This window comes from Thauera butanivorans NBRC 103042, from assembly GCF_001591165.1.
GTDB classification, from domain to species: Bacteria; Pseudomonadota; Gammaproteobacteria; order Burkholderiales; family Rhodocyclaceae; genus Thauera; species Thauera butanivorans.
The window spans coordinates 23,486-44,105 of sequence record NZ_BCUG01000050.1 but is presented as its reverse complement, the minus strand read 5'-3'; the positions used below and the strand labels follow the sequence as shown (position 1 = coordinate 44,105).

Sequence of the window (20,620 nt, the reverse complement as noted above, 5' to 3'; positions counted from 1 at the left end):
TGGGCGTGGCGGCGCTGGCCGGCCGCGAGCTGACCAAGAGCGAGCGCCCTGAACTGGGTGCGGCCAAGGTCATCGTCTCGGGCGGCCGGGGCGTGGGCAGCGGGGAGAACTACCACACGCTGCTCGAGCCGCTGGCGGACAAGCTGGGCGCGGCACTGGGCGCGAGCCGTGCGGCGGTCGATGCGGGCTTCGTGCCCAACGACTACCAGGTGGGCCAGACGGGCAAGATCGTCGCGCCGCAGCTGTACATCGCGGTGGGCATCTCGGGGGCGATCCAGCACCTGGCGGGGATGAAGGACTCGAAGGTGATCGTGGCGATCAACAAGGACCCGGAGGCGCCGATCTTCCAGGTGGCCGACTACGGCCTGGTGGGCGATCTGTTCGAGGTCGTGCCGGAACTGACCGCGGCGCTCTGAGCCGGGCCGGGGACGGCGCCGGCACGGCTGTCCCCGCGTACCGTCGATGGTTTTTTCGTCCGGAGATCGCTCCTCTCCCCTCCTGCTGATTTCCGGAACGAATTGCGGCTTGGCTGACCCATGGTTCGCCAGGCCGTTTTTTTTTGACTCCATCCCGGCACTTCACTGGACTGCGTCGTAGCTCGACACAGCAGATTTATCGAGAACTTGCACGCAGCCGAAGGAGACGCCGAAGTTCTGACCGTGGAGAATGTCAGCACTCGGTTTGTGCTACGCTGCACTTGTTCTGTAACACATGAGAGTCATGCCATGAGCGAGGCTACGTTTACCTTCCGGGTGGATCAGGAACTGAAAAACGAATTCACCATGGCTGCCAAGTCCCGCGACCGCACGGGCGCGCAATTGCTGCGCGACTTCATGCGCGATTTCGTGCGCCAGCAGCAGGAAGCGGCCGCACATGATGCTTGGTTTCGCCAGCAGGTGCAGATCGGCCTGGACTCGGCCAATGCGGGCGATCTGATTTCGGCGGCAGAGGTAGAAGCCAGGTTCGCGGCCAAGCGGTCGGCCACCCGTCGCCGCCTTGAAGCAGCCAAATGATGGAGCTGTTCTGGACGCCAGAGGCGACCCAAGACCGTGACGAAATCTACGACTACATCGAGGCCGACAACCCCGTCGCCGCCCTGGCTTTGGATGAGTTGTTTGCCGAGAAGGCGGGCCGCCTGCTCGATCATCCCGGCTTGGGTCGGCCTGGCCGCATCGCCGGCACTCGCGAACTGGTCGCGCACCAGAACTACATCATCGTTCATCGTCTATGACCTGGCCGGCGACCTGGTGCGCGTGCTGCGTATCCTGCACGCTGCTCGGCAGTGGCCGCCGCTCCAATCCTGACCGCCGGCTGGCTGCTGGAAAAATCCTTCGCTGAACTGCTCTGCACGCCGCGCAGGATCGCGCCATCAGCCACTCCCGCTTCCTCCATCCATGCTCCCATGTGGGAAACCCCGCAGCCGACGCGGTCCATGGCTGGCGATACGCGAGGGGCTGCTACGTCAGGAAGCCCCGCCGGAGGGCGGGAGGATGCCCGCCCGGCTCTCCGCATGGCCGGGGTAGTCCATGATGCTTTCGATCAGTGCCAGCGTATGGCTCGGCAGCGAGTCGCCGCAGCGCGACAGCACGTGGCGCTCGCGTAGCGCCCAGTCCTCGTCGAGCGTCTTGATCGAGATCGCCATGGTCTTGCTGTTCCGCCGCGCGGCGGACTCGGGGACGATGCCGACGCCGACGCCGGCTTCGACCATGCGGCAGACCGATTCGAAGTTGCTCACCTGGACCCGGATGTGCAGCCGCTTGCGCGCGTTCTGCATCAACTGGTCGACGAAGGCCTGCAGGGTGCTGCCCTGGTGCAGGCCGATGTAGTCGTAGTCGATGATGTCGGCGAAGCGAACCTTGTCGAGCGCTTCGAGCGGGTGTCCCGGGGTGACGGCCAGCACCAGGCGGTCGGTGCTGAAGGTATGGAGTTCGAGTCCGTCGGCGGTGATCGGGCCGGAAGTGATGCCCAGGTCGGTGGTGCCGTCCAGCACGCCGCGGATGATTTCCGAAGTGGGGCGCTCCTGCAGATTGACGTCGACCTTGGGATGGGCGGCGAGGAAGGTGGCGAGCACTTCGGGCATGAACTCGGTGACGGCCGTGGTGTTGGCGAAGATCCGGATGCTGCCCTGCACCCCTTCGCCGAAGCGCTGCAACTCCGATTTCATGTGCTCGATCTCGCTCAGCACCGTGCGCGCATGCCGCAGCAGGCTCTGGCCGGCCGGCGTCAGCGCGACGCCGCGCGGCGTGCGGTACAGCAGCCGCACGCCGGCATTGGCTTCGAGGTTCTTCACGCGCGCGCTGACTGCGGGAAGCGACAGGTAATTGCGCTCCGCAGCTTTCGTCAGGCTCTTGGTTTCGGCGATGAGACTGAAGAGGGTCAGGTCGCGCAGATCGATGTTCATGCCGTCGTTCCGGTCATTATCCCCTCGAATGTTATGGCTTCGATGGGCGTTCGGGGCTTCGATTGTCGTTAAGGCAGGGTAAAGGAATGGCGAATTGTGATCGTTCGGCACCGGGCGGATCATGTTTCGCAGAAAAACATATGTGTGGAAAAGGAGAGTTTATGGAGACTGGGGCCAACAGCACGAACGCCGATCTGGCAGCGTGGGTGGGGCGGGAGGAAGTTCGCAGCGACCGCGTCGATCTGCGCATCGCCCAGGCGCTGGCCGCCACGTTCGACCATGAGCCGTCGGCCATCGCCGACGGTGATGCGCTGCCGCCGCTGTGGCACTGGGTGTATTTCACGCCCAATGCGCGCGCCAGCGAGATCGGCCCCGACGGCCACCCCCGGCGCGGCGGCTTCCTGCCGCCGGTCGAACTGCCCAACCGGATGTGGGCGGGCGGGCGGCTGCGCTTCGAGCGGCCCCTGCGCGTCGGCGAAAGCCTGCGCCGGGTGTCCCGCATCCTGAGTTGCGAGCGCAAGAGCGGCCGCAGCGGCGACCTGGTGTTCGTCACCGTCGAGCACACCATCTCGGGCGCCGACGGCGCCGCCGCGCTGGTCGAAGAGCACGACATCGTCTATCGCAACGCCTCGCCCGGCGGCGGCAAGCTGGCGGGCGAGGCGGTGCCGGCGCAGGCCGACTTCCGCCGCAGCATCGATCCCGACCCGGTGCTGCTGTTCCGCTATTCGGCGCTGACCTTCAACGGCCACCGCATCCACTACGACCATCCCTACGTGACCCAGGTCGAGGGCTATCCGGGCCTGATCGTGCATGGCCCGCTGATTGCCACGCTGCTGCTCGAAGCCTTCCGCCAGGCCCACCCGGACAAGCGCATCACCCGCTTCTCGTTCCGCGCCGTCGGGCCGCTGTTCGACATCCACCGCTTCGACGTCTGCGGCCGCATCACCGGGCCGGATTCGGCCGAATTGTGGACCGACGAGAACGGGCGCCTGACGATGAAGGCCGTCGTCGGCTTCGAGTAATCCGCTTCTCTTCCACTTCCGCTTCACCGACCGATGCGCTTCGGCAACGAAGCGCAGGGGCGCGCCTTGGCCGCGATTTCCCCGCTTACCACCACAGGAGACAAGCATGTCCACTCTGAACGCCCCCGACCAGCACCAGGACATCCGCGACGCCGTCCGCAGCCTGTGCGCGGAGTTTCCCGATGAATACTTCCGCAAGATCGACGAGCAGCGCGGCTACCCCGAAGCCTTCGTCGACGCGCTGATCGGCGCCGGCTGGCTGTCGGCGATGATTCCCGAGGAGTACGGCGGCTCCGGCCTCGGCCTGACGGCGGCGTCGGTGATCATGGAAGAGATCAACCGCTCGGGCGGCAATTCGGGCGCGGTGCATGGCCAGATGTACAACATGGGCACGCTGCTGCGCAACGGCAGCAAGGCGCAGAAGGAGAAGTACCTGCCCGACATCGCCGCCGGCAAGCTGCGCATCCAGTCGATGGCGGTCACCGAGCCAACCACCGGCACCGACACCACCAAGATCAAGACCGTGGCGGTGAAGAAGGACGGCCGCTACGTGGTCAACGGCCAGAAGGTGTGGATTTCCCGCGTGCAGCATTCGGACCTGATGATCCTGCTGGCGCGGACCACGCCGCTGGCCGAGGTCAAGAAGAAATCCGAAGGCATGTCGATCTTCATCGTCGAGCTGAAGGACGCCGTCGGCAAGGGCCTGACCGTCAGGCCGATTCCCAATCTGGTCAACCACGAAACCAACGAGCTGTTCTTCGACAACCTCGAGATCCCCGAGGAAAACCTGATCGGCGAAGAGGGCAAGGGCTTCAAGTACATCCTCGACGGCCTCAATGCCGAGCGCACGCTGATCGCCGCCGAATGCATCGGCGACGGCTACTGGTTCATCGAGCGCGCGGCCCGCTACGCCAACGAGCGCATCGTGTTCGACCGCCCCATCGGCAAGAACCAGGGCGTGCAGTTCCCGATCGCCGACGCCTTCATCGAGATCGAGGCCGCCAACCTGATGCGCTTCAAGGCCTGCGAGCTGTTCGACGCCCACCAGCCCTGCGGCGCCCAGGCCAACATGGCCAAGTACCTCGCCGCCAAGGCCTCGTGGGAAGCGGCCAACGTCTGCATGCAGACCCACGGCGGCTTCGGCTTCGCCAACGAGTACGACATCGAGCGCAAGTTCCGCGAGACCCGCCTGTACCAGGTGGCGCCGATCTCGACCAACCTGATCTTCTCCTACGTCGCCGAGCACCTGCTCGGGCTGCCGCGTTCGTTCTGAGTCCGCCCTGGGAGTTCGCGCGATGATCGATCAGAACACGCCCGCCGACGCGCTGTGCGCCTTCGTCGCCGGCCTGCGCTACGAGCAGTTGCCCGTGCCGGTGGTGGAGCGCTGCGAAGAACTGTTCCTCGACTGGATCGCCTCCGCGCTGGCGGCGAAAGGCATGCATCCGCTGCCGCAGTTCGAAGCCTTCGCCCACGCCATGGGCCCGGCCGGCGGGCCGGCGGAAGTGCTGGCCAGCCGCGGCCGGACTTCGCCCTACTTCGCCGCCTGGGTGAATGCGGCGTCCTCGCACCTGGTGGAGCAGGACGACCTGCACAACAGTTCGGTGCTGCATCCGGCGACGGTGGTGTTTCCCGCCGCGCTGGCGGCGGCGCAGGACGTTGGCGCTTCGGGCGCCGAGTTCATCGCCGCCTGCGTGGCCGGCTACGAGGCGGGGATCCGCATCGGCGAATTCCTCGGCCGTTCGCATTACCGCATTTTCCACACCACCGCCACGGTCGGCACGCTGGCGGCCGCCGTTGCCGCCGGGCACGTGCTGAAGCTGCCGCCGGAGCAGATGCGCAACGCCATTGGCTCGGCCGGCACCCAGGCGGCGGGGCTGTGGGAGTTCCTGCGCGACGCTGCCGATTCCAAGCAGCTTCACACCGCGCACGCGGCGGCCAGTGGGCTGGCGGCTGCCTATCTGGCGCGCGGCGGGGTGACTGCGGCGCGGCGCATTCTCGACGGCGAGAAAGGCATGGCCGCAGGCATGTCGTCCGATGCCGATCCGGCACGCCTCGGCGACCGGCTCGGCAGCCGCTGGGCCTTGCTCGAAACCTCGTTCAAGTTCCACGCCTCCTGCCGCCACACCCACCCGGCGGCGGATGCGCTGCAGGCCGTGATGAAGCGCGAGGGGCTCGCCCATGGCGACATCGAATCGGTGCTGACGCGCGTGCACAAGGGCGCGATCGACGTGCTCGGCGTCGTCGATGTGCCGACGACCGTGCATCAGGCCAAGTTCTCGATGGGCACGGTGCTGGGCCTGCTCGCGGTGCACGGCGATGCCGGCCTCGAGAGCTTCCGCGACCATGCGCTGAGCGACCCGGCGGTCGCCGCCTTCCGCGACAAGGTCGGCATGACGCTCGACGACGAGGTCGATGCTGCCTACCCCAAGCGCTGGCTGGGCCGGGTCGAGGTCAGGACCAGGTCGGGCGCCTGCTTCCAGGGGGCGATCGACGACCCCAAGGGCGATCCGGGCAACACCTTGTCGCGCGCCGAGCTCGCCGACAAGGCGCGGCGCCTGGCGGCTTTCTCCGGCGCCGCCAGCCCGGCCGAGATCGACGCCCTGATCGGGCGTGTGTGGCAACTGCGTACCGCGCCCCGCATCGGCGCGCTTCTTCCATCTTCCTGAGAGTGGGACCATGACTGCGACCCTGACCGATACCCACAAGCCGCAAGCCGGCTCGCTGCCGCTCGAAGGCGTGACCGTCGTCTCGCTCGAGCACGCCGTCGCAGCGCCCTTCGCCACCCGCCATCTGGCCGATCTCGGCGCCCGCGTGATCAAGATCGAACGCCCCGGCGTCGGCGACTTCGCCCGCGCCTACGACCACCGCGTCGATGGCATGGCCTCGTATTTCGTCTGGGCCAACCGCTCCAAGGAAAGCCTGACGCTGGACGTCAAGCAGCCCGAGGCGCAGGAAATCCTGCACAAGCTGCTGGCCAAGGCCGACGTGATGGTGCAGAACCTCGCGCCTGGCGCGGCCGCGCGCCTGGGGCTGTCCTACGAGGCGCTGTCGCCGGCAAACCCCGGTCTGATCGTCTGCGACATCTCCGGCTATGGCGAAGGCGGCCCCTACACCGAAAAGAAGGCCTACGACCTGCTGATCCAGAGCGAGTCGGGCTTCCTGTCCACCACCGGCACGCCCGAGGAGCAGGCCAAGGCCGGCATCTCGATCGCCGACATCGCCGCCGGCATGTATGCCTATACCAACATCCTCGGCGCGCTGATCGGGCGCGGCAGGACCGGCCGCGGCCGCCGCATCGAGGTCGCGATGATCGACGCCATGGTCGAGCTGATGGGCTTCCCGATGTACTACGCCTACAAGGGCCAGGAGCCGCCCAGGCGCTGTGGCGCGTCGCACGCCACGATCTATCCCTACGGACCCTTCCTTGCCGGCGATGGCCGCACCGTGATGATGGGCCTGCAGAACGAGCGCGAATGGGCGGTGTTCTGCGACAAGGTGCTGGGCGATTCCGGCATCGCGGCCGACGCGCGCTTTGCCAGCAATGCGCAGCGCGTGGCCAACCGCGACCCGCTCCGCGCCGTGATCGAGCAGGCCTTCGCCGGCTCCAGCGCCGAGGAGGTCCTCGGCAAGCTCGATGCGGCAGGCATCGCCAATGCCAGCGTCAATACGATGAGCGACATCTGGGCCCACCCCCAGCTCCAGGCGCGCAAGCGCTGGACCACGGTGGATTCGCCGGTCGGCCCGCTGCCCGCGCTGCAGCCGCCCGGCATGGGCGGCGACCATCCGGCGCGCATGGACCCGGTGCCCGCGCTCGGCGCCCATACCGACGCGATCCTCGACGAACTCGGCTACGGCGGCCGCATTGCCGAGCTGCATGCAAGGAAGGTGGTGTGATGGAAGAAAAACTCGATCTGGCGCGGGCGCGGACCTTCCTGTTCGTGCCGGCGAGCCGCCCGGAGCGCATCGCCAAGGCCGTCGCCACCGGCACCGACGCCGTCATCGTCGACCTGGAGGACGCGGTCGCGCCCGCCGACAAGCCGGGCGCACGCCAGGCGCTGCTGGCCTGGCTCGACGCCAATCCTGCGCAGGCCGTGGTCGTCCGCATCAATGCCGCCGGCACCGACTGGCACGAGGACGACCTGCTGGCCTGCCGGCATGCGGGCGTGGCCGGGGTGATGCTGCCGAAGGCCGACAGTGCCGCCCAGTTGCGGCATGCCCGCGCCAGCAGTGGCAAGCCGGTGCTGGCGATCATCGAAACCGCGGTCGGGCTGGATGCGCTGCGCGAGATCGCCGGCGCCGAAGGCTGTGCCCGCCTGGTGTTCGGCAAGCTCGACCTGGCCGTCGAGCTGGATCTGGTGCCGGACGAAGCCGATCCCGAGGAACTCGTCTTCCTGCCCTGGCGGGCGATGCTGGTGCTCGCCAGCCAGCGTGCCGGCCTGCCGGCGCCGGTGGACGGCGTGTTCACGGTGATCAGCGACGCCCAGGCGCTGCAGCGCTATGCCACGCGCGCGCGCCGGCATGGCTTCGGCGCGCAGTTGCTGATCCATCCCTGTCAGGTGCAGGCCGTGGCCGCGGCCTTCACCCCTTCGGCCAGCGAGATCCAGTGGGCGCGCGCGGTGCAGCAGGCCGCGGCGGCCGCGGGCGGGGGCGCTGCGGTGGTCGAGGGTCGCATGATCGATGCCCCCGTCATCGCGCGCGCCGAGCGTGTACTGGCCGTCGCCGCCACCTTCGGCCTTTGATCAGCCGTTTTTTTGCAGTCGTTCTTACAACAAGCAGGAGGAGACCATGAGCAAATTTTCCCATCTTCGCCGTACCCTGATCGGCGGCGCGCTGTCGCTGGCCCTGGCACCCTTGTCGACGCTTGCCGTCGCCGCCGAGCCGATCGTCATCAAGTTCAGCCACGTCGTCGCGCAGGACACACCCAAGGGCAAGGGGGCCGACAAATTCAAGGAACTGGCCGAGAAATACACCAATGGCGCGGTCAAGGTCGAGGTGTATCCCAACAGCACCTTGTACAAGGACAAGGAGGAAGTGGAAGCGCTGCAGCTGGGCGCGGTGCAGATGCTCGCGCCGTCGCTGTCGAAGTTCGGTCCGCTGGGCGTGCGCGAGTTCGAGGTCTTCGACCTGCCCTACATCTTCGACAGCTACGAGGCCCTGCACAAGGTCACCAAGGGCCCGGTCGGCCAGCAGCTGCTCGACAAGCTGGAGCCGCGCGGCATCAAGGGCCTGGCCTATTGGGACAACGGCTTCAAGGCACTGAGCGCAAACACCCCGATCCGGACGCCGGCGGACCTGCGTGGCAAGAAACTGCGCATCCAGTCGTCCAAGGTGCTCGAAGAGCAGATGCGTGAAGTGAGGGCCTTGCCGCAGGTGATGGCCTTCTCCGAGGTCTATCAGGCGCTGCAGACCGGCGTGGTGGACGGCACGGAAAACACCTTGTCGAACTACTTCACGCAGAAGGTCCATGAGGTGCAGAAGCACATGACGATATCCGACCATGGCTACATCGGCTATGTGGTGATCACCAACAAGCGCTTCTGGGACGGCCTGCCCGCCGAGGTGCGCAGCCAGCTCGACAAGGCGATGGACGAGGCGACCGACTACGCCAACCAGATCGCCAAGGAAGAGAACGACCAGATGCTGGAAGCGGTGCGCGCCTCGGGCAGGACCGAGATCCACATGCTGAGCGACGAAGAGCGTGCGGCCTTCATCAAGGCGCTGCTGCCGGTGCACAAGAAGATGGAATCGCGCGTGGGCGCGGCGACGATCAAGTCGATCTACGAAGCCACCGGCTTCGATCCGGGCAAGTTCTGAACGCTGGCCGGCTGATGCCCTGCTGCGCCCGTCGGGGCGCGGCGGGCCTCATGGGGGAGTCACCATGGTACTGAAACTACTCGATCGCCTGGAAGAGGTGCTGGTCGCCTTCTTCATCGGGGCGGCGACCGTGATCATCTTCGTGGCGGTGGTGCACCGCTACCTGTCCGGGTTCGAGATACCGGGGCTGCAGGACATGCTGCTGGACATCAACCTGGGCTGGGCGCAGGAGCTGTGCATCATCATGTTCGTGTGGATGGCCAAGTTCGGCGCGGCCTACGGCGTGCGCACGGGCATCCACGTCGGCGTCGATGTGCTGATCAACCACCTGTCGGACGCGGTGCGCCAGAAGTTCATCATCTTCGGTCTGCTGGCCGGAGCGCTGTTTACCGGCATCATCGGCACGCTGGGCGCGCACTTCGTGTGGGAGAACGGCATGGCCTACGCGGTGCTGAGCACGCTGGGCGCGGACACGGGCCACTTCTTCGAAGGCCCGGTCACGCCGGACCTGGAATGGCCGACGTGGATCGTGTATTCGGCGATTCCGCTGGGCTCCTACCTGATGTGCTTCCGCTTCCTGCAGGTCACGGCCAGCTTCTGGCGCACGGGCGAGCTGCCGCACCACGACCACGGCCACGTCGACGGCATCGACGAGGAAGGGCACGTGCCGGTCGATGTGAACTACTTCGAAATGGACGACGACCTGCACCCGCACGACCTCAAGCACAAGCACCCGCCGTACGACAGCGACGACAAGCGCAATGGCAGCCATCGCAACGGCGGCCAGGGAGGCAAGCCATGACCGCCGCGATCATCTTCGTACTGCTCACGGTCCTGATGCTCACCGGCATGCCGGTGTCCATTTCGCTGGGCCTGACGGTACTCACCTTCCTGTTCTTCTTCACCGACGTCCCGCTCGAATCGGTGGCGCTGAAACTCTTCACCGGCATCGAGAAGTTCGAGATCATGGCGATCCCGTTCTTCGTGCTGGCGGGCAACTTCCTGACCCACGGCGGGGTGGCGCGGCGCATGATCGACTTCGCCACGGCGATGGTCGGGCACCTGCGCGGCGGGCTGGGCATCAGCTCGGTGTTCGCCTGCGCGCTGTTCGCCGCGGTGTCGGGCTCGAGCCCGGCCACGGTGGTGGCGATCGGCAGCATCATGATCCCGGCGATGATGAAGGCAGGCTACCCGAAGCCGTTCGGTGCGGGCGCGGTCGCCTCGGCCGGGGGCCTCGGGGTGCTGATCCCGCCCTCGATCGTGATGGTGATGTACGCGGTGTCGACCAACAGCTCGATCGGCGCGCTGTTCATGGCTGGCGTCATCCCGGGGCTGCTGTGCGCATTCATGCTCGGCTTCACCACCTGGTGGGTGGCGCGCAAGGGCGACTTTCCGCGCGAACCCAAGCGCAGCTTCGCTGACGTGTGGGTGGCGTTCCGGCGGGCGATCTGGGGGCTGGCGCTGATCATCGTGGTGATGGGCGGGATCTACTCGGGCATGTTCACGCCGACCGAAGCGGCGGCGATGAGCGCGGTGTACGCGTTCTTCATCGCGATCTTCGTGTACAAGGACCTGAAGCTGTCGGACGTGCCGAAGGTGCTGCTCAATTCGGCGAACATGAGCGCGATGCTGCTGTACATCATCACCAACGCGGTGCTGTTCTCGTTCATCCTGACCAACGAGCAGATTCCGCAGGGGATCGCGCAGTGGATCATGGACTCGGGGATGGGGATGATCGGGTTCCTGATCGCGGTCAACATCCTGCTGCTGGTGCTGGGCAGCTTCATGGAGCCCTCGTCGGTGATCCTGATCACGGCGCCGATCCTGTTCCCGATCGCGATGACGCTGGGGATCGACCCGATCCACTTCGGCATCATGATCACGGTGAACATGGAGATCGGTCTGATCACGCCGCCGGTGGGGCTGAACCTGTACGTCGCGAGCGGCATCAGCAAGCTGGGGCTCACGGCGATGGCCAAGGCGGTGTGGCCGTGGCTGGTGACGATGCTGGTGTTCCTGATGTTGATCACCTACGTGCCCATCATCTCCACCTGGCTGCCAACCGTGCTCGGAATGATGTAAGGGAATGCCTGACCAGGCCGTTCGCCCTGGGCGTGCCGCAGGGCCCGGTCCGAACGGCCATGAACAAAGCATGGAGTTTGTCCGATGAAGATCGACGCACTGGACCATCTGGTCCTCACGGTGGCGGACATCGACGCCACGATCGCCTTCTATGCCCGCGCGCTGGGCATGGAGGCGGTCACCTTCGGCGAGGGCCGTCGGGCCCTGTCGTTCGGCAGCCAGAAGATCAACCTCCACCCCGCCAGCGCGCCGATCCGGCCGCATGCGCGCACGCCGCAGGCGGGCTCGGCGGATCTGTGCTTCCTGACCGGCGTGCCGCTGGACGAAGTGATCGCCCATCTGCACGCCTGCGGGGTGGCGATCGAGGAGGGACCGGTGCCGCGCACCGGCGCGACCGGGCCGATCCGCTCCGTTTACTGCCGCGATCCCGACGGCAATCTCGTCGAGGTGGCCAATGTCCAGTCCGCCGCCTGAGCGAGCGCCCCGGTCCGGCGAGCCGGCTGCGCAGGACGGCGGCGAAGCGGTGTCGGCACCGCCCAGCTTCCGCAACCCCTTTCTCGACCTGCTCGGCGCCGTCGATGACGGCGTCGGGCCGGGATGGGCGCGGGTCGCGCTCGACTCGCGGCCGGAACTGACCAACATGCACGGCAAGGTTCATGGTGGCGTGCTGATGACCTTGCTCGACACCACGATGGCGCGGGCGGCGATGGCACGCCAGGGCTTCCGGCTGTCGGTGGTTTCGATCGGCGTGACGGCAAGCTTCCTCAGTCCCGGCAGCGGCCGGCTGCGGGTCCAGGCGCGCGCCATCGGCGGCGGCCGCTCCACCTGCTTCTGCGAAGCCGAGATACTCGACGCCGAAGGGCGGATCGTCGCCAAGGGCGTCGGCACCTTCAAGTACCGCAAGCCGCCGCAGGGCGGTGCGACGCCGCCGGAATCGATCGAATGAATGGCGGCGCCCGCAACAGCGAGGGGGCGATGCTCATCCCCCTGAGCATCACCCTGGCGATCCAGATCCTCGCCACCATGGCCGCGCTGACCGTACCGGTGCTGGCGCCGGAAGCGGCCCGTACCACCGACCTGCCGGGTGCCCTGGTGGGGGTGTTCATCGCCCTGGTCTATGTCGGCGCGATGCTGTCGACGCTGGCGAGCGGCAATCTCGTCGGCCGCTACGGCGCGATTCGCGTCAGCCAGGCCTGCCTGCTGCTGTCCGGCGCGGGGCTGGCTTTCGCCGCCGGCGGAACGGTGTGGTCGATGACCGTCAGCGCGCTGCTGATCGGTTTCGGCTACGGACCGATCACGCCGTCGAGCTCCCACATCCTCGCCCGTACCACGCCGGCGCACCGCATGGGCTTCCTGTTCTCGGTCAAGCAGACCGGGGTTCCGCTGGGCGGCGCGCTGGCCGGCCTGGCCGTGCCACCGCTGGTACTGCTGTCGAACTGGCAGGGCGCCGCGCTCGCGGTGGGCGCCGCCTGCGCAGTCATGGCGCTGATCGCCCAGGTGGTGCGCACCGGCTTCGATGCCGACCGCGACCCTCGGCGCAAGGTGTCGCTGGGTGGCGTGATGCGCCCGCTGGCCCAGGTCTTCGCCCATCGCGACATCCGCAACCTGGCGTTCTGCACCTTCTTCCTGAGCGCGATGCAGCTGTGCCTGACCACCTACCTGGTGACCTACCTGACCGCGGAATACGGTGCTTCGCTGGTCACCGCCGGCTTCGTGCTGTCCTTGTCCCAGTTCGCCGGCGCGGGCGGACGCCTGCTGTGGGGCTACGCCGCCGACCGCTGGAAGGCGCCGAACCTGGTGCTGTGCCTGCTCGCGTTCGCGATGGCGGCAGCTTCCTTGATCACCGCGCTGTTCGAGCCGGACTGGCCGCTCGTCGTCGTCATCGCTGTCAGCATGGTGTTCGGCGCCACCGCGATCGGCTGGAACGGCGTCTATCTGGCCCGCGTCGCCCAGCTCTCGCCGCCGGGCCAGGCCGGCATGTTGACCGGCGGCACCCTGTTCTTCACCTATTTCGGCGTCGTGCTCGGCCCGCCGGCCTTCGCCGCGCTGGTCGGCGCCACCGGCTCGTTCGCGGCCGGCTACGCGGGGATCGGCGGGGTGATCCTGCTGGTCGGCGTGGTACTGCTGTACGCGGAGCTGAAGGGGAAGGGCAGGCAATAGTGGCGTGCGCGGCGCGGTCCTTCGTGGTGCCGGCTCGTGTGCCGTCGGGGATACCTTCGGCAACAGGAGAGCAGAATGGAACGCGACTCGATGGAATTCGATGATTCCGTGGCAGAAGCGCGAAGGCTATCCGGGTGCCTTCGCTGCTGCGGCCACGGCTTCGTCGGCGACCATCGCGGGCCTGATCCCGCCGTCGATCCCGCTGATCCTGATGTTGAACCTGATCATGGTGACGGTGGGGATGTTCCTCGACCTGCCGGCGGCGATCCTGCTGCTCGGCCCGACCTTCGTCGCCATCGGCAATGCGATCGGCCTCGACCTGATCCAGCTCGGCATCATGATGGCGGTGAACCTGAGCATGGGCCTCTTCACTCCGCCGGTCGGCACCACGCTGTTCATCGCCGCGGCGATCTCGCGCGATAGGGTGGGAGCGGTCGTGCGAGAGCTGTGGCCCTTCTATCTGGTGGCGATCACGGTGTTGGCGCTGATCTCCTTCGTGCCGGCCTTCACCCTTTACTGACCCTGTGCGGCCCCTGCGCCGCAGGGGCCGCCACTTGGACAAGGACGTTTCATGAACACGATTGCATTTGCCGGGCTCGGTTCGATGGGCCTGCCGATGGCAAGAAATCTGCTCGCCGCCGGGCACCGCGTACGCGGCATCGACCTGAATGCTGCCGCGCTCGCCACGCTGGCGGCGAGCGGCGCCGAGCCTGCCGTCGATGCGGCCGGCGCCGCTCGTGGCGCCGAGGTGCTGATCCTGATGGTGGTCAACGCCGCCCAGGCCGAACAGGTGCTGTTCGACGACGGCGCGCTGCAGGCGCTGGACGAGGGCGGCATCGTCTGCCTGATGGCAACCTGCCCGCCGGCCGCGGTCGAGCGCATCGCCGCGCGCGTCACCGCCAGCAAACGCCGCTTCGTCGACGCGCCGGTTTCGGGCGGCACGGCCGGCGCGACTGCCGCCTCGCTGACCATCATGGCGGCCTGCGATCGCGCCACCTTCGACGCGATGCAGCCGGTGTTCCAGGCCATGGGCCAGCGCATCTTCCACGTCGGCGAGCGTGCCGGCCAGGGCGCCACGGTGAAGACCGTCAACCAGCTGCTGTGCGGCGTGCATATCGCCGTCGTCGCCGAAGCCTTCGCGCTGGCCGCCAAGGTCGGCGTCAGCCTCGACGTGCTGCTCGACATCATGGGTGGTTCGGCGGCGTCGAGCTGGATGCTGAAGGACAGAGGCCCGCGCATGTTGCAGGCCGAGCCCGAGGTCAGCAGCGCAGTCGACATCTTCGTCAAGGATCTCGGCATCGTGCTGGAGGCCGGGCGTGACGCCAGGGCAGCGCTGCCGATCGCCGCGGTCGCGCACCAGCTCTTCCTCGCCACGTCCGGGCGCGGCGACGGGCGTGCGGACGACAGCCAGGTCATCCGCAGCTACTACGCACTGAACGGCACCATGTCGGCAGCCCGGTCCTGATCCCGCATCCTGCAAAGAGAATCGCCAATGTTCGTCCAGATCGTGAGCATCGTCTTTCCGGTGTTCACCGTGATTGCGATCGGCTACCTGTATGGCCGCAAGCATCGCCCCGACATGATCGCCACCAATCAGGTCAATATGGGCATCTTCGTGCCCGCATTGATTTTCTCCGCGCTTGCGGGGAAGTCGGTGGATCTGGCCGAAGTGCAGATGATTGCGATCGGCGGCCTGCTCATCGTCCTCGGTTCGGGGCTGCTGGGGTGGCCGATCGCACGCCGGATGGGCTACGCCCCGAAGACGCTGTTGCCGCCGATGATGTTCAAGAACGCGGGCAACATGGGGCTGCCCCTTTCGCTGTTTGCATTCGGGGAGAAAGCGCTTCCCGCCGCGGTCGTCCTGTTCCTGGTCGAAAACGTCCTGCACTTTGCGGTCGCCACCTGCTGGCTCGGCCGGAATGCGAAGCTGTGGCTGGTCTTCCGCGAGCCGGTCGTGCTGGCGGGCGTCGCAGGCGTGCTGGTCAGTCTTTCGGATCTGGCGCTGTGGCCGCCGTTTCTGTCGGCGATCAAGATCATCGCGGACGTCTCCACCGGGCTGATGCTGTTCTCGCTCGGCGTCCGGCTGACTACCGCGCCGTTTGCACAGTGGCGCATCGGAGTCGTGGGGGCGGTGGCGACACCACTCACGGGAATGTTGATCGCCTATGTTTTCTGCCTTGCATTCGGCGTGTCCGCCCACGAAACGAGCATGCTGCTGATATTCGGCGCACTGCCGCCCGCCATTCTCAACTTCATGTTTGCCGAGCGTTATTCCCAGGAGCCCGAAAAGGTGGCGGCGATCGTGATTCTCGGCAATCTTTTCGCACCGCTTTCGATTTCACTGGCGCTGGCATTCAGTCTGGCATCATGAGTGCGGCTGGCCACAAGTTGAAGAGGAGTGAACGGAGCAGGTGCTCCGCCTCCTTCATATTTTCTTCTGCAACTCGCCCATGACCATGTCTGGCCAATGGCACTTACCACTCCACGCAGATCTTGCCGAAATGCTGCCCGCTCTGCTGGTGGGCGAAAGCCGCGGCGAGATCCGTGTATGAGAACACCTGGTCGATGATCGGCCGGGCTTCCATCAGTTCGAGCGCGCGGACGAAGTCCTGCTGGTCCCGCCGGCTGCCGACGATCAGGCCTTCGATCCGGGCGTGCCTGGCGAGTGCCAGCAGGATCGGCAGATTGGCCGGCCCGGCAGGCCAGACCGGGAAGAAAGTGGAAACGACATGGTCGCCGGGCCTGAACTCCGTCACGCCCTCGCCGACTTCTGCCACGGTACCGGCGCCGTCCGACAGCAGGATGCGGCCATCCTCGGTGGGGACGGCGGCGCAAGCGACGAGCAGGTCGTGGTAGTTCAGTGAGCTGGCCTTGATCGCGACGCGGATTTCGCCCTTGCCAGGGCGTCCCGGGTCTGCGACCTCGGCTTCGGCGATGTTGACCAGGCCGCCCGGGGCTTTGAGCGTGATTGCCTTCATGTCTTCCTCACAGGCTTGGAGTGGAAGGCAAGCTTAGCCCGGATCATGGCCGTGCGCCGCCCGTGTTTCACTCCCAGGCCAGTGCGCCGCCGGTCTGGTATTCGGTGACGCGGGTCTCGAAGAAGTTCTTTTCCTTGCGCAGGTTGGCCTGCTCGTCCAGCCAGGGCAGCACGTTCTCGGCGCCGGGGAAGGGCTCGGGCAGGCCGAGCTGGCGGGCGCGGCGGTTGGCGATGTAGCGGAACTGGCCCATGTGCTGGGCGGCGGAGTAGCCCAGCATCGGCTCGCGCAGCAGGTAGCCGGAATAGGCGGCTTCGGCCGCTTCCGCTTCCTGCCACAGCAGCGAGACCGCCTGCGGGTCGAGTTCCAGCTCTTCCTCGGCGATCAGCGTGCGCACGGCGCGGATGCCGAAGGCGCAGTGCAGCACTTCGTCGCGCATGATGTACTGCAACTGCTCGGCCGTGCCCTTCATCAGCCCGCGCCGCTGCAGCGCGAAAATCGGCGAGAAGCCGTTGTAGAACCAGCAGCCTTCGAAGATCGCGGCGAAGAACAGGTAGGAGAGGGCGAATTCGTGCAGCTTGTCGCGGTCGCCGAGATCGAAGTCGGCGCGCATCACCCGCTCCAGGCGGCGGTTGGCGAGCGCGATCTTGCCGTGGATCTCGGGCACGACGCGGTAGCGGTTGTAGATTTCCTGCTGGTCGAGGCCGAGGCTCTCGATGCAGTGCTGGTAGGTCCAGGTGTGCAGCGCCTCTTCGTAGACCTGGCGGGCCTGGTAGATCTGCAGCTCGGGCGCGGTCATCTTCTCCATCACCGCCAGGCCGATGTTGCGCATCGCCAGGATGTCCGAAGTCGTCAGGTAGGACAGCACGTTCTCGAACACGTGGCGCTCTGCCGGCGTCAGGCGGTGGTGGTAGTCATGGACGTCCTGCGCCATCGAGATTTCCAGCGGCGTCCAGTGGTTCTTGTTGGCGTTGAGGAAGAACTCCCAGGCCCATGGATACTTGAAGGGCGCGAGCTGGTTGATGTCGCCCTGGCCGTTGACGATGCGCTTGTCGGAGACGCGCACCGGCGCCAGCGCGCCAGGCCGCGCCTCGGGCGCGAGCATCGCAGGGGTGCGCGTGGCGTTCGTGCCCAGGCCGGGGCGCGGTGCAGGGGCGGCAGCCGTCGCCGGGGTAGGCGCTGCTGCTGCCATCGTTGTCGCAGTAGCCGATGCGGGGGCCGAGCCTGTCGGCGTGGGCACGGACGACGGTGTGCGCGGGGCGGGCGTGTCCCAGTCGTTGAAGTTGAATGCGCTCATTATTGGCAGGCCTCGCAGTCGGGATCGAGGATGGAGCAGGCCTTGGGTGCGGCGCTGCCGTAGGCGGCTGGGGCAGCATCGGGCTGGGTAGCGGCGGTGCCGGTGCTGGCGCCAGTCTTTTCCATTGCGGTCGCGCCCAGGGTACGCAGGTAGTAGGTGGTCTTGAGGCCGCGCAGCCAGGCCAGGCGGTAGAGTTCGTCGAGCTTGCGGCCCGACGCGCCAGCGACGTAGAGGTTCAGCGACTGTGCCTGGTCGATCCATTTCTGGCGGCGCGAGGCGGCTTCGACCAGCCACTGCGGCTCGATCTCGAAGGCGGTGGCGTAGCGTGCCTTGATGTCGGCCGGGATGCGCTCGATCGGCGCCAGCGAGCCGTCGAAATACTTCAGGTCGGAAGCCATCACCGGGTCCCACAGGCCGAGCACCTTCAGCTCGCGCACCAGGTGGGCATTGACCACGGTGAATTCGCCCGACAGGTTGGATTTGACGTACAGGTTCTGGTAGTCCGGCTCGATCGAGGCCGACACGCCGACGATGTTGGAGATGGTGGCGGTCGGCGCGATGGCGACGCAGTTGGAGTTGCGCATGCCGTGGCGGGCGATGCGTTCGCGCAGCGGCCCCCAGTCGAGAGCGGACGAGCGGTCCACTTCGAGCAGCGCGCCGCCTTCGCTGGCGCGGCCGCGCGCTTCGGCGAGCAGGGCCAGGCTGTCCTGCGGCAGGATGCCGCGATCCCACAGGCTGCCGCGGAAGCTGGAATAGCGGCCGCGTTCCTCGGCCAGTTCGGTCGAGGCCCAGTAGGCGGCATGGCAGACCTGCTCCATCGAGCGGTCGGCGAATTCGACCGCGGCGTCGGAGGCGTAGGCCAGTCCCATCACGTGCAGCGCGTCGGCGAAACCCATGATGCCCATGCCCACCGGACGGTGGCGCAGGTTGGCGGCGCGGGCCTTGGGCGTGGCGTAGTAGTTGAGGTCGACGACGTTGTCGAGCAGGCGCATCGCGGTGCGCACGGTGCGCTGCAGCTTGCCGCTGTCGAGCTGCCAGGTGTGGCCACCCTCACCGTCGGCGCTGCGCACCAGGTGGGCCGGCAGGTTGACCGAGCCGAGGTTGCACACTGCGGTCTCGTCGTCCGAGGTGTTCAGCGTGATCTCGGTGCACAGGTTGGAGCTGTGCACCACGCCGACGTGCTGCTGCGGCGAGCGCAGGTTGCAGGCGTCCTTGAAGGTGATCCACGGATGGCCGGTCTCGAACAGCATCGTCAGCATCTTGCGCCACAGCTGCACCGCCGGCAGCTTCTTGCTCAGGCGGATCTCGCCCGAGGCGGCGCGCGCTTCGGCGGCGAGGTAGGCGGCCTCGAATTCCTGGCCGTACAGGTCGTGCAGCTCGGGCACGTCGGAGGGCGAGAACAGCGTCCATTCGGCGTTGCCCAGCACGCGCTTCATGAACAGGTCCGGAATCCAGTTGGCGGTGTTCATGTCATGGGTGCGGCGGCGCTCGTCGCCGGTGTTCTTGCGCAGTTCGAGGAATTCCTCGATGTCGAGGTGCCAGGTTTCCAGGTAGGCACACACCGCGCCCTTGCGCTTGCCGCCCTGGTTGACCGCCACCGCGGTGTCGTTGACCACCTTCAGGAAGGGGATCACGCCCTGGCTCTGGCCGTTGGTGCCCTTGATGCGGCTGCCCAGCGCGCGCACCGGCGTCCAGTCGTTGCCCAGGCCGCCGGCGAACTTCTGCAGCATGGCGTTTTCCTTGATCGACTGGTAGATGTCTTCCAGGCTGTCGGCGACCGTCGTCAGGTAGCACGAGGACAGCTGCGAATGGCGGGTGCCGCTGTTGAACAGCGTCGGCGTGCTGCTCATGAAGTCGAAGGAGGACAGCAGCAGGTAGAACTCGATCGCGCGCGCCTCGCGGTCGATCTCGTTCAGCGCCAGGCCCATCGCCACGCGCATGAAGAAGGTCTGCGGCAGTTCGATGCGGCGGCCTTCCACGTGCAGGAAGTAGCGGTCGTACAGCGTCTGCAGGCCGAGGTAGTCGAATTGCAGGTCGCGCTCGGGTTTCAGTGCCGCCGCCAGCCGGCTCAGGTCGAAGTCGGCCAGCCGCGGGTCGAGCAGCTCGGCATCGATGCCGAGCTGGATTGCTTGCGTGAAATGACTGACGTATCCGCCTGAAGGGGCGGCCATGTCGGCCTGCGAGGCTTCGTGGCCCAGTACCTCGACGCGCACCGCGGACAGCAGCAGGCGCGCGGCGACGTGGCTGTAGCCGGGTTCGCGTTCGATCAGCGTGCGTGCCGCCAGCACCAGCGACTGGCGCACGGCGGCGACCGGCACGCCGTCGTAGAGGTTGTGCAGCGCATGTTCGAGCACGGTGTCGGCGGACACGTCGGCCAGCCCTTCGCAGGCTTCGCGGCAGGTCGCGAGCAGCGCGGCGCGGTCGAGCGGCCGGCGCTGCCCGCCATCGACGACGTGCAGCACCGGCGCGTCGCCTGCGGCGTCCATGCCGGCGGCCTTCTGCGCGGCGCGTTCGGCGGCGCGGCGTTCGCGGTAGAGCACGTAGGCGCGGGCGACGTCGTGCTCGCCCGAACGCATCAGCGCCAGTTCGACCTGGTCCTGGATGTCCTCGATGTGCAGCATGCCGCCGTCGGGCAGGCGGCGGGTCAGCGCGCCGACGACGGTTTCGGTCAGGCGGCCGACGAGATCGCGCACGCGCGACGAATCCGCGCCCTGGCGGCCCTCGACGGCGAGGAAAGCCTTGCTCATGGCGACGGCGATCTTGCCCGGGTCGAAGGCCACCACGGCGCCGTTGCGGCGGATGACTTCGAAAGCGGTCAGTTGCGGGTCGATGCGATGGAGGGAGTCGGGGAGTCGGTCCACGGGATGTC

At 67.1% G+C, this 20,620-nt stretch carries 21 protein-coding genes; 17 read left to right on the top strand and 4 right to left on the bottom strand.

Annotated features, from left to right (window positions below):
• The 3 genes from TBU01S_RS17690 to TBU01S_RS17680 all read left to right on the top strand — a co-directional run.
• On the top strand, nucleotides 1-416 hold a 416-nt coding region (locus TBU01S_RS17690), incomplete at its 5' end, for an FAD-binding protein (RefSeq protein WP_217999655.1).
• Between the two features lie 309 nt (nucleotides 417-725).
• Entirely contained in the window at nucleotides 726-1,013 is a 288-nt protein-coding gene (locus TBU01S_RS17685; protein WP_068638551.1) for a CopG family ribbon-helix-helix protein, read from the top strand.
• Nucleotides 1,010-1,231 (top strand): type II toxin-antitoxin system RelE/ParE family toxin, encoded by a 222-nt coding sequence (locus tag TBU01S_RS17680; RefSeq protein WP_245650969.1) that lies wholly within the window; start codon nucleotides 1,010-1,012, stop codon nucleotides 1,229-1,231. The genes TBU01S_RS17685 and TBU01S_RS17680 overlap by 4 nt, the downstream gene beginning before the upstream one ends.
• Nucleotides 1,232-1,462: 231 nt before the next feature.
• Here the strand turns inward: TBU01S_RS17680 and TBU01S_RS17675 are convergent, their stop codons facing one another.
• Nucleotides 1,463-2,401: a LysR family transcriptional regulator gene (locus TBU01S_RS17675; RefSeq protein WP_068638550.1), complete on the bottom strand. Its 939-nt coding sequence runs from the start codon at nucleotides 2,399-2,401 to the stop codon at nucleotides 1,463-1,465.
• A 161-nt stretch (nucleotides 2,402-2,562) separates the two neighbouring features.
• Between TBU01S_RS17675 and TBU01S_RS17670 the strand changes: the two genes are divergently transcribed.
• From TBU01S_RS17670 to TBU01S_RS17605, 14 genes are all read left to right on the top strand, one after another.
• Nucleotides 2,563-3,423, top strand: a complete 861-nt coding sequence (locus TBU01S_RS17670; RefSeq protein ID WP_068638548.1) for an HTD2 family dehydratase — start codon at nucleotides 2,563-2,565, stop codon at nucleotides 3,421-3,423.
• A gap of 106 nt (nucleotides 3,424-3,529) precedes the next feature.
• Nucleotides 3,530-4,696 (top strand): acyl-CoA dehydrogenase family protein, encoded by a 1,167-nt coding sequence (locus tag TBU01S_RS17665; RefSeq protein WP_068638546.1) that lies wholly within the window; start codon nucleotides 3,530-3,532, stop codon nucleotides 4,694-4,696.
• A 22-nt stretch (nucleotides 4,697-4,718) separates the two neighbouring features.
• Nucleotides 4,719-6,089, top strand: a complete 1,371-nt coding sequence (locus tag TBU01S_RS17660; protein ID WP_068638545.1) for an MmgE/PrpD family protein — start codon at nucleotides 4,719-4,721, stop codon at nucleotides 6,087-6,089.
• Between the two features lie 10 nt (nucleotides 6,090-6,099).
• The gene (locus TBU01S_RS17655; protein WP_068638543.1) at nucleotides 6,100-7,317 is read left to right on the top strand and encodes a CaiB/BaiF CoA transferase family protein; all 1,218 of its coding nucleotides are present in this window, start codon (nucleotides 6,100-6,102) and stop codon (nucleotides 7,315-7,317) included.
• Entirely contained in the window at nucleotides 7,317-8,162 is an 846-nt protein-coding gene (locus TBU01S_RS17650; protein ID WP_068638541.1) for an HpcH/HpaI aldolase/citrate lyase family protein, read from the top strand. The genes TBU01S_RS17655 and TBU01S_RS17650 overlap by 1 nt, the downstream gene beginning before the upstream one ends.
• 46 nt (nucleotides 8,163-8,208) lie before the next feature.
• Nucleotides 8,209-9,237: a TRAP transporter substrate-binding protein gene (locus TBU01S_RS17645; RefSeq protein ID WP_083953698.1), complete on the top strand. Its 1,029-nt coding sequence runs from the start codon at nucleotides 8,209-8,211 to the stop codon at nucleotides 9,235-9,237.
• A gap of 64 nt (nucleotides 9,238-9,301) precedes the next feature.
• Nucleotides 9,302-10,039 carry a TRAP transporter small permease gene (locus tag TBU01S_RS17640; RefSeq protein ID WP_083953697.1) on the top strand — a complete coding sequence of 246 codons (738 nt, stop codon included), beginning with the start codon at nucleotides 9,302-9,304 and terminating at the stop codon, nucleotides 10,037-10,039.
• On the top strand, nucleotides 10,036-11,319 hold the full coding sequence (locus TBU01S_RS17635) for a TRAP transporter large permease (RefSeq protein WP_068638539.1): 1,284 nt from the start codon (nucleotides 10,036-10,038) through the stop codon (nucleotides 11,317-11,319). The genes TBU01S_RS17640 and TBU01S_RS17635 overlap by 4 nt, the downstream gene beginning before the upstream one ends.
• 84 nt (nucleotides 11,320-11,403) lie before the next feature.
• Nucleotides 11,404-11,793 (top strand): VOC family protein, encoded by a 390-nt coding sequence (locus TBU01S_RS17630; protein ID WP_068638537.1) that lies wholly within the window; start codon nucleotides 11,404-11,406, stop codon nucleotides 11,791-11,793.
• Nucleotides 11,774-12,265 (top strand): PaaI family thioesterase, encoded by a 492-nt coding sequence (locus TBU01S_RS17625; protein WP_068638535.1) that lies wholly within the window; start codon nucleotides 11,774-11,776, stop codon nucleotides 12,263-12,265. The genes TBU01S_RS17630 and TBU01S_RS17625 overlap by 20 nt, the downstream gene beginning before the upstream one ends.
• Nucleotides 12,262-13,479, top strand: a complete 1,218-nt coding sequence (locus TBU01S_RS17620; RefSeq protein ID WP_245650968.1) for an MFS transporter — start codon at nucleotides 12,262-12,264, stop codon at nucleotides 13,477-13,479. The genes TBU01S_RS17625 and TBU01S_RS17620 overlap by 4 nt, the downstream gene beginning before the upstream one ends.
• 100 nt (nucleotides 13,480-13,579) lie before the next feature.
• Nucleotides 13,580-13,999 carry a TRAP transporter large permease subunit gene (locus tag TBU01S_RS17615; RefSeq protein ID WP_068638533.1) on the top strand — a complete coding sequence of 140 codons (420 nt, stop codon included), beginning with the start codon at nucleotides 13,580-13,582 and terminating at the stop codon, nucleotides 13,997-13,999.
• A gap of 51 nt (nucleotides 14,000-14,050) precedes the next feature.
• Nucleotides 14,051-14,944, top strand: coding sequence for an NAD(P)-dependent oxidoreductase (locus TBU01S_RS17610; RefSeq protein WP_068638531.1), 894 nt, complete (start codon nucleotides 14,051-14,053; stop codon nucleotides 14,942-14,944).
• Between the two features lie 27 nt (nucleotides 14,945-14,971).
• Nucleotides 14,972-15,850 carry an AEC family transporter gene (locus TBU01S_RS17605; RefSeq protein WP_068638529.1) on the top strand — a complete coding sequence of 293 codons (879 nt, stop codon included), beginning with the start codon at nucleotides 14,972-14,974 and terminating at the stop codon, nucleotides 15,848-15,850.
• Between the two features lie 103 nt (nucleotides 15,851-15,953).
• Here the strand turns inward: TBU01S_RS17605 and TBU01S_RS17600 are convergent, their stop codons facing one another.
• From TBU01S_RS17600 to TBU01S_RS17590, 3 genes are all read right to left on the bottom strand, one after another.
• Entirely contained in the window at nucleotides 15,954-16,457 is a 504-nt protein-coding gene (locus TBU01S_RS17600) for an alcohol dehydrogenase catalytic domain-containing protein (RefSeq protein WP_068638527.1), read from the bottom strand.
• A 67-nt stretch (nucleotides 16,458-16,524) separates the two neighbouring features.
• Entirely contained in the window at nucleotides 16,525-17,646 is a 1,122-nt protein-coding gene (locus TBU01S_RS17595; RefSeq protein WP_245650967.1) for a ribonucleotide-diphosphate reductase subunit beta, read from the bottom strand.
• Nucleotides 17,647-17,750: 104 nt separating this feature from the next.
• Entirely contained in the window at nucleotides 17,751-20,612 is a 2,862-nt protein-coding gene (locus tag TBU01S_RS17590; protein ID WP_068638523.1) for a ribonucleoside-diphosphate reductase subunit alpha, read from the bottom strand.
• Nucleotides 20,613-20,620 lie beyond the last annotated feature (8 nt).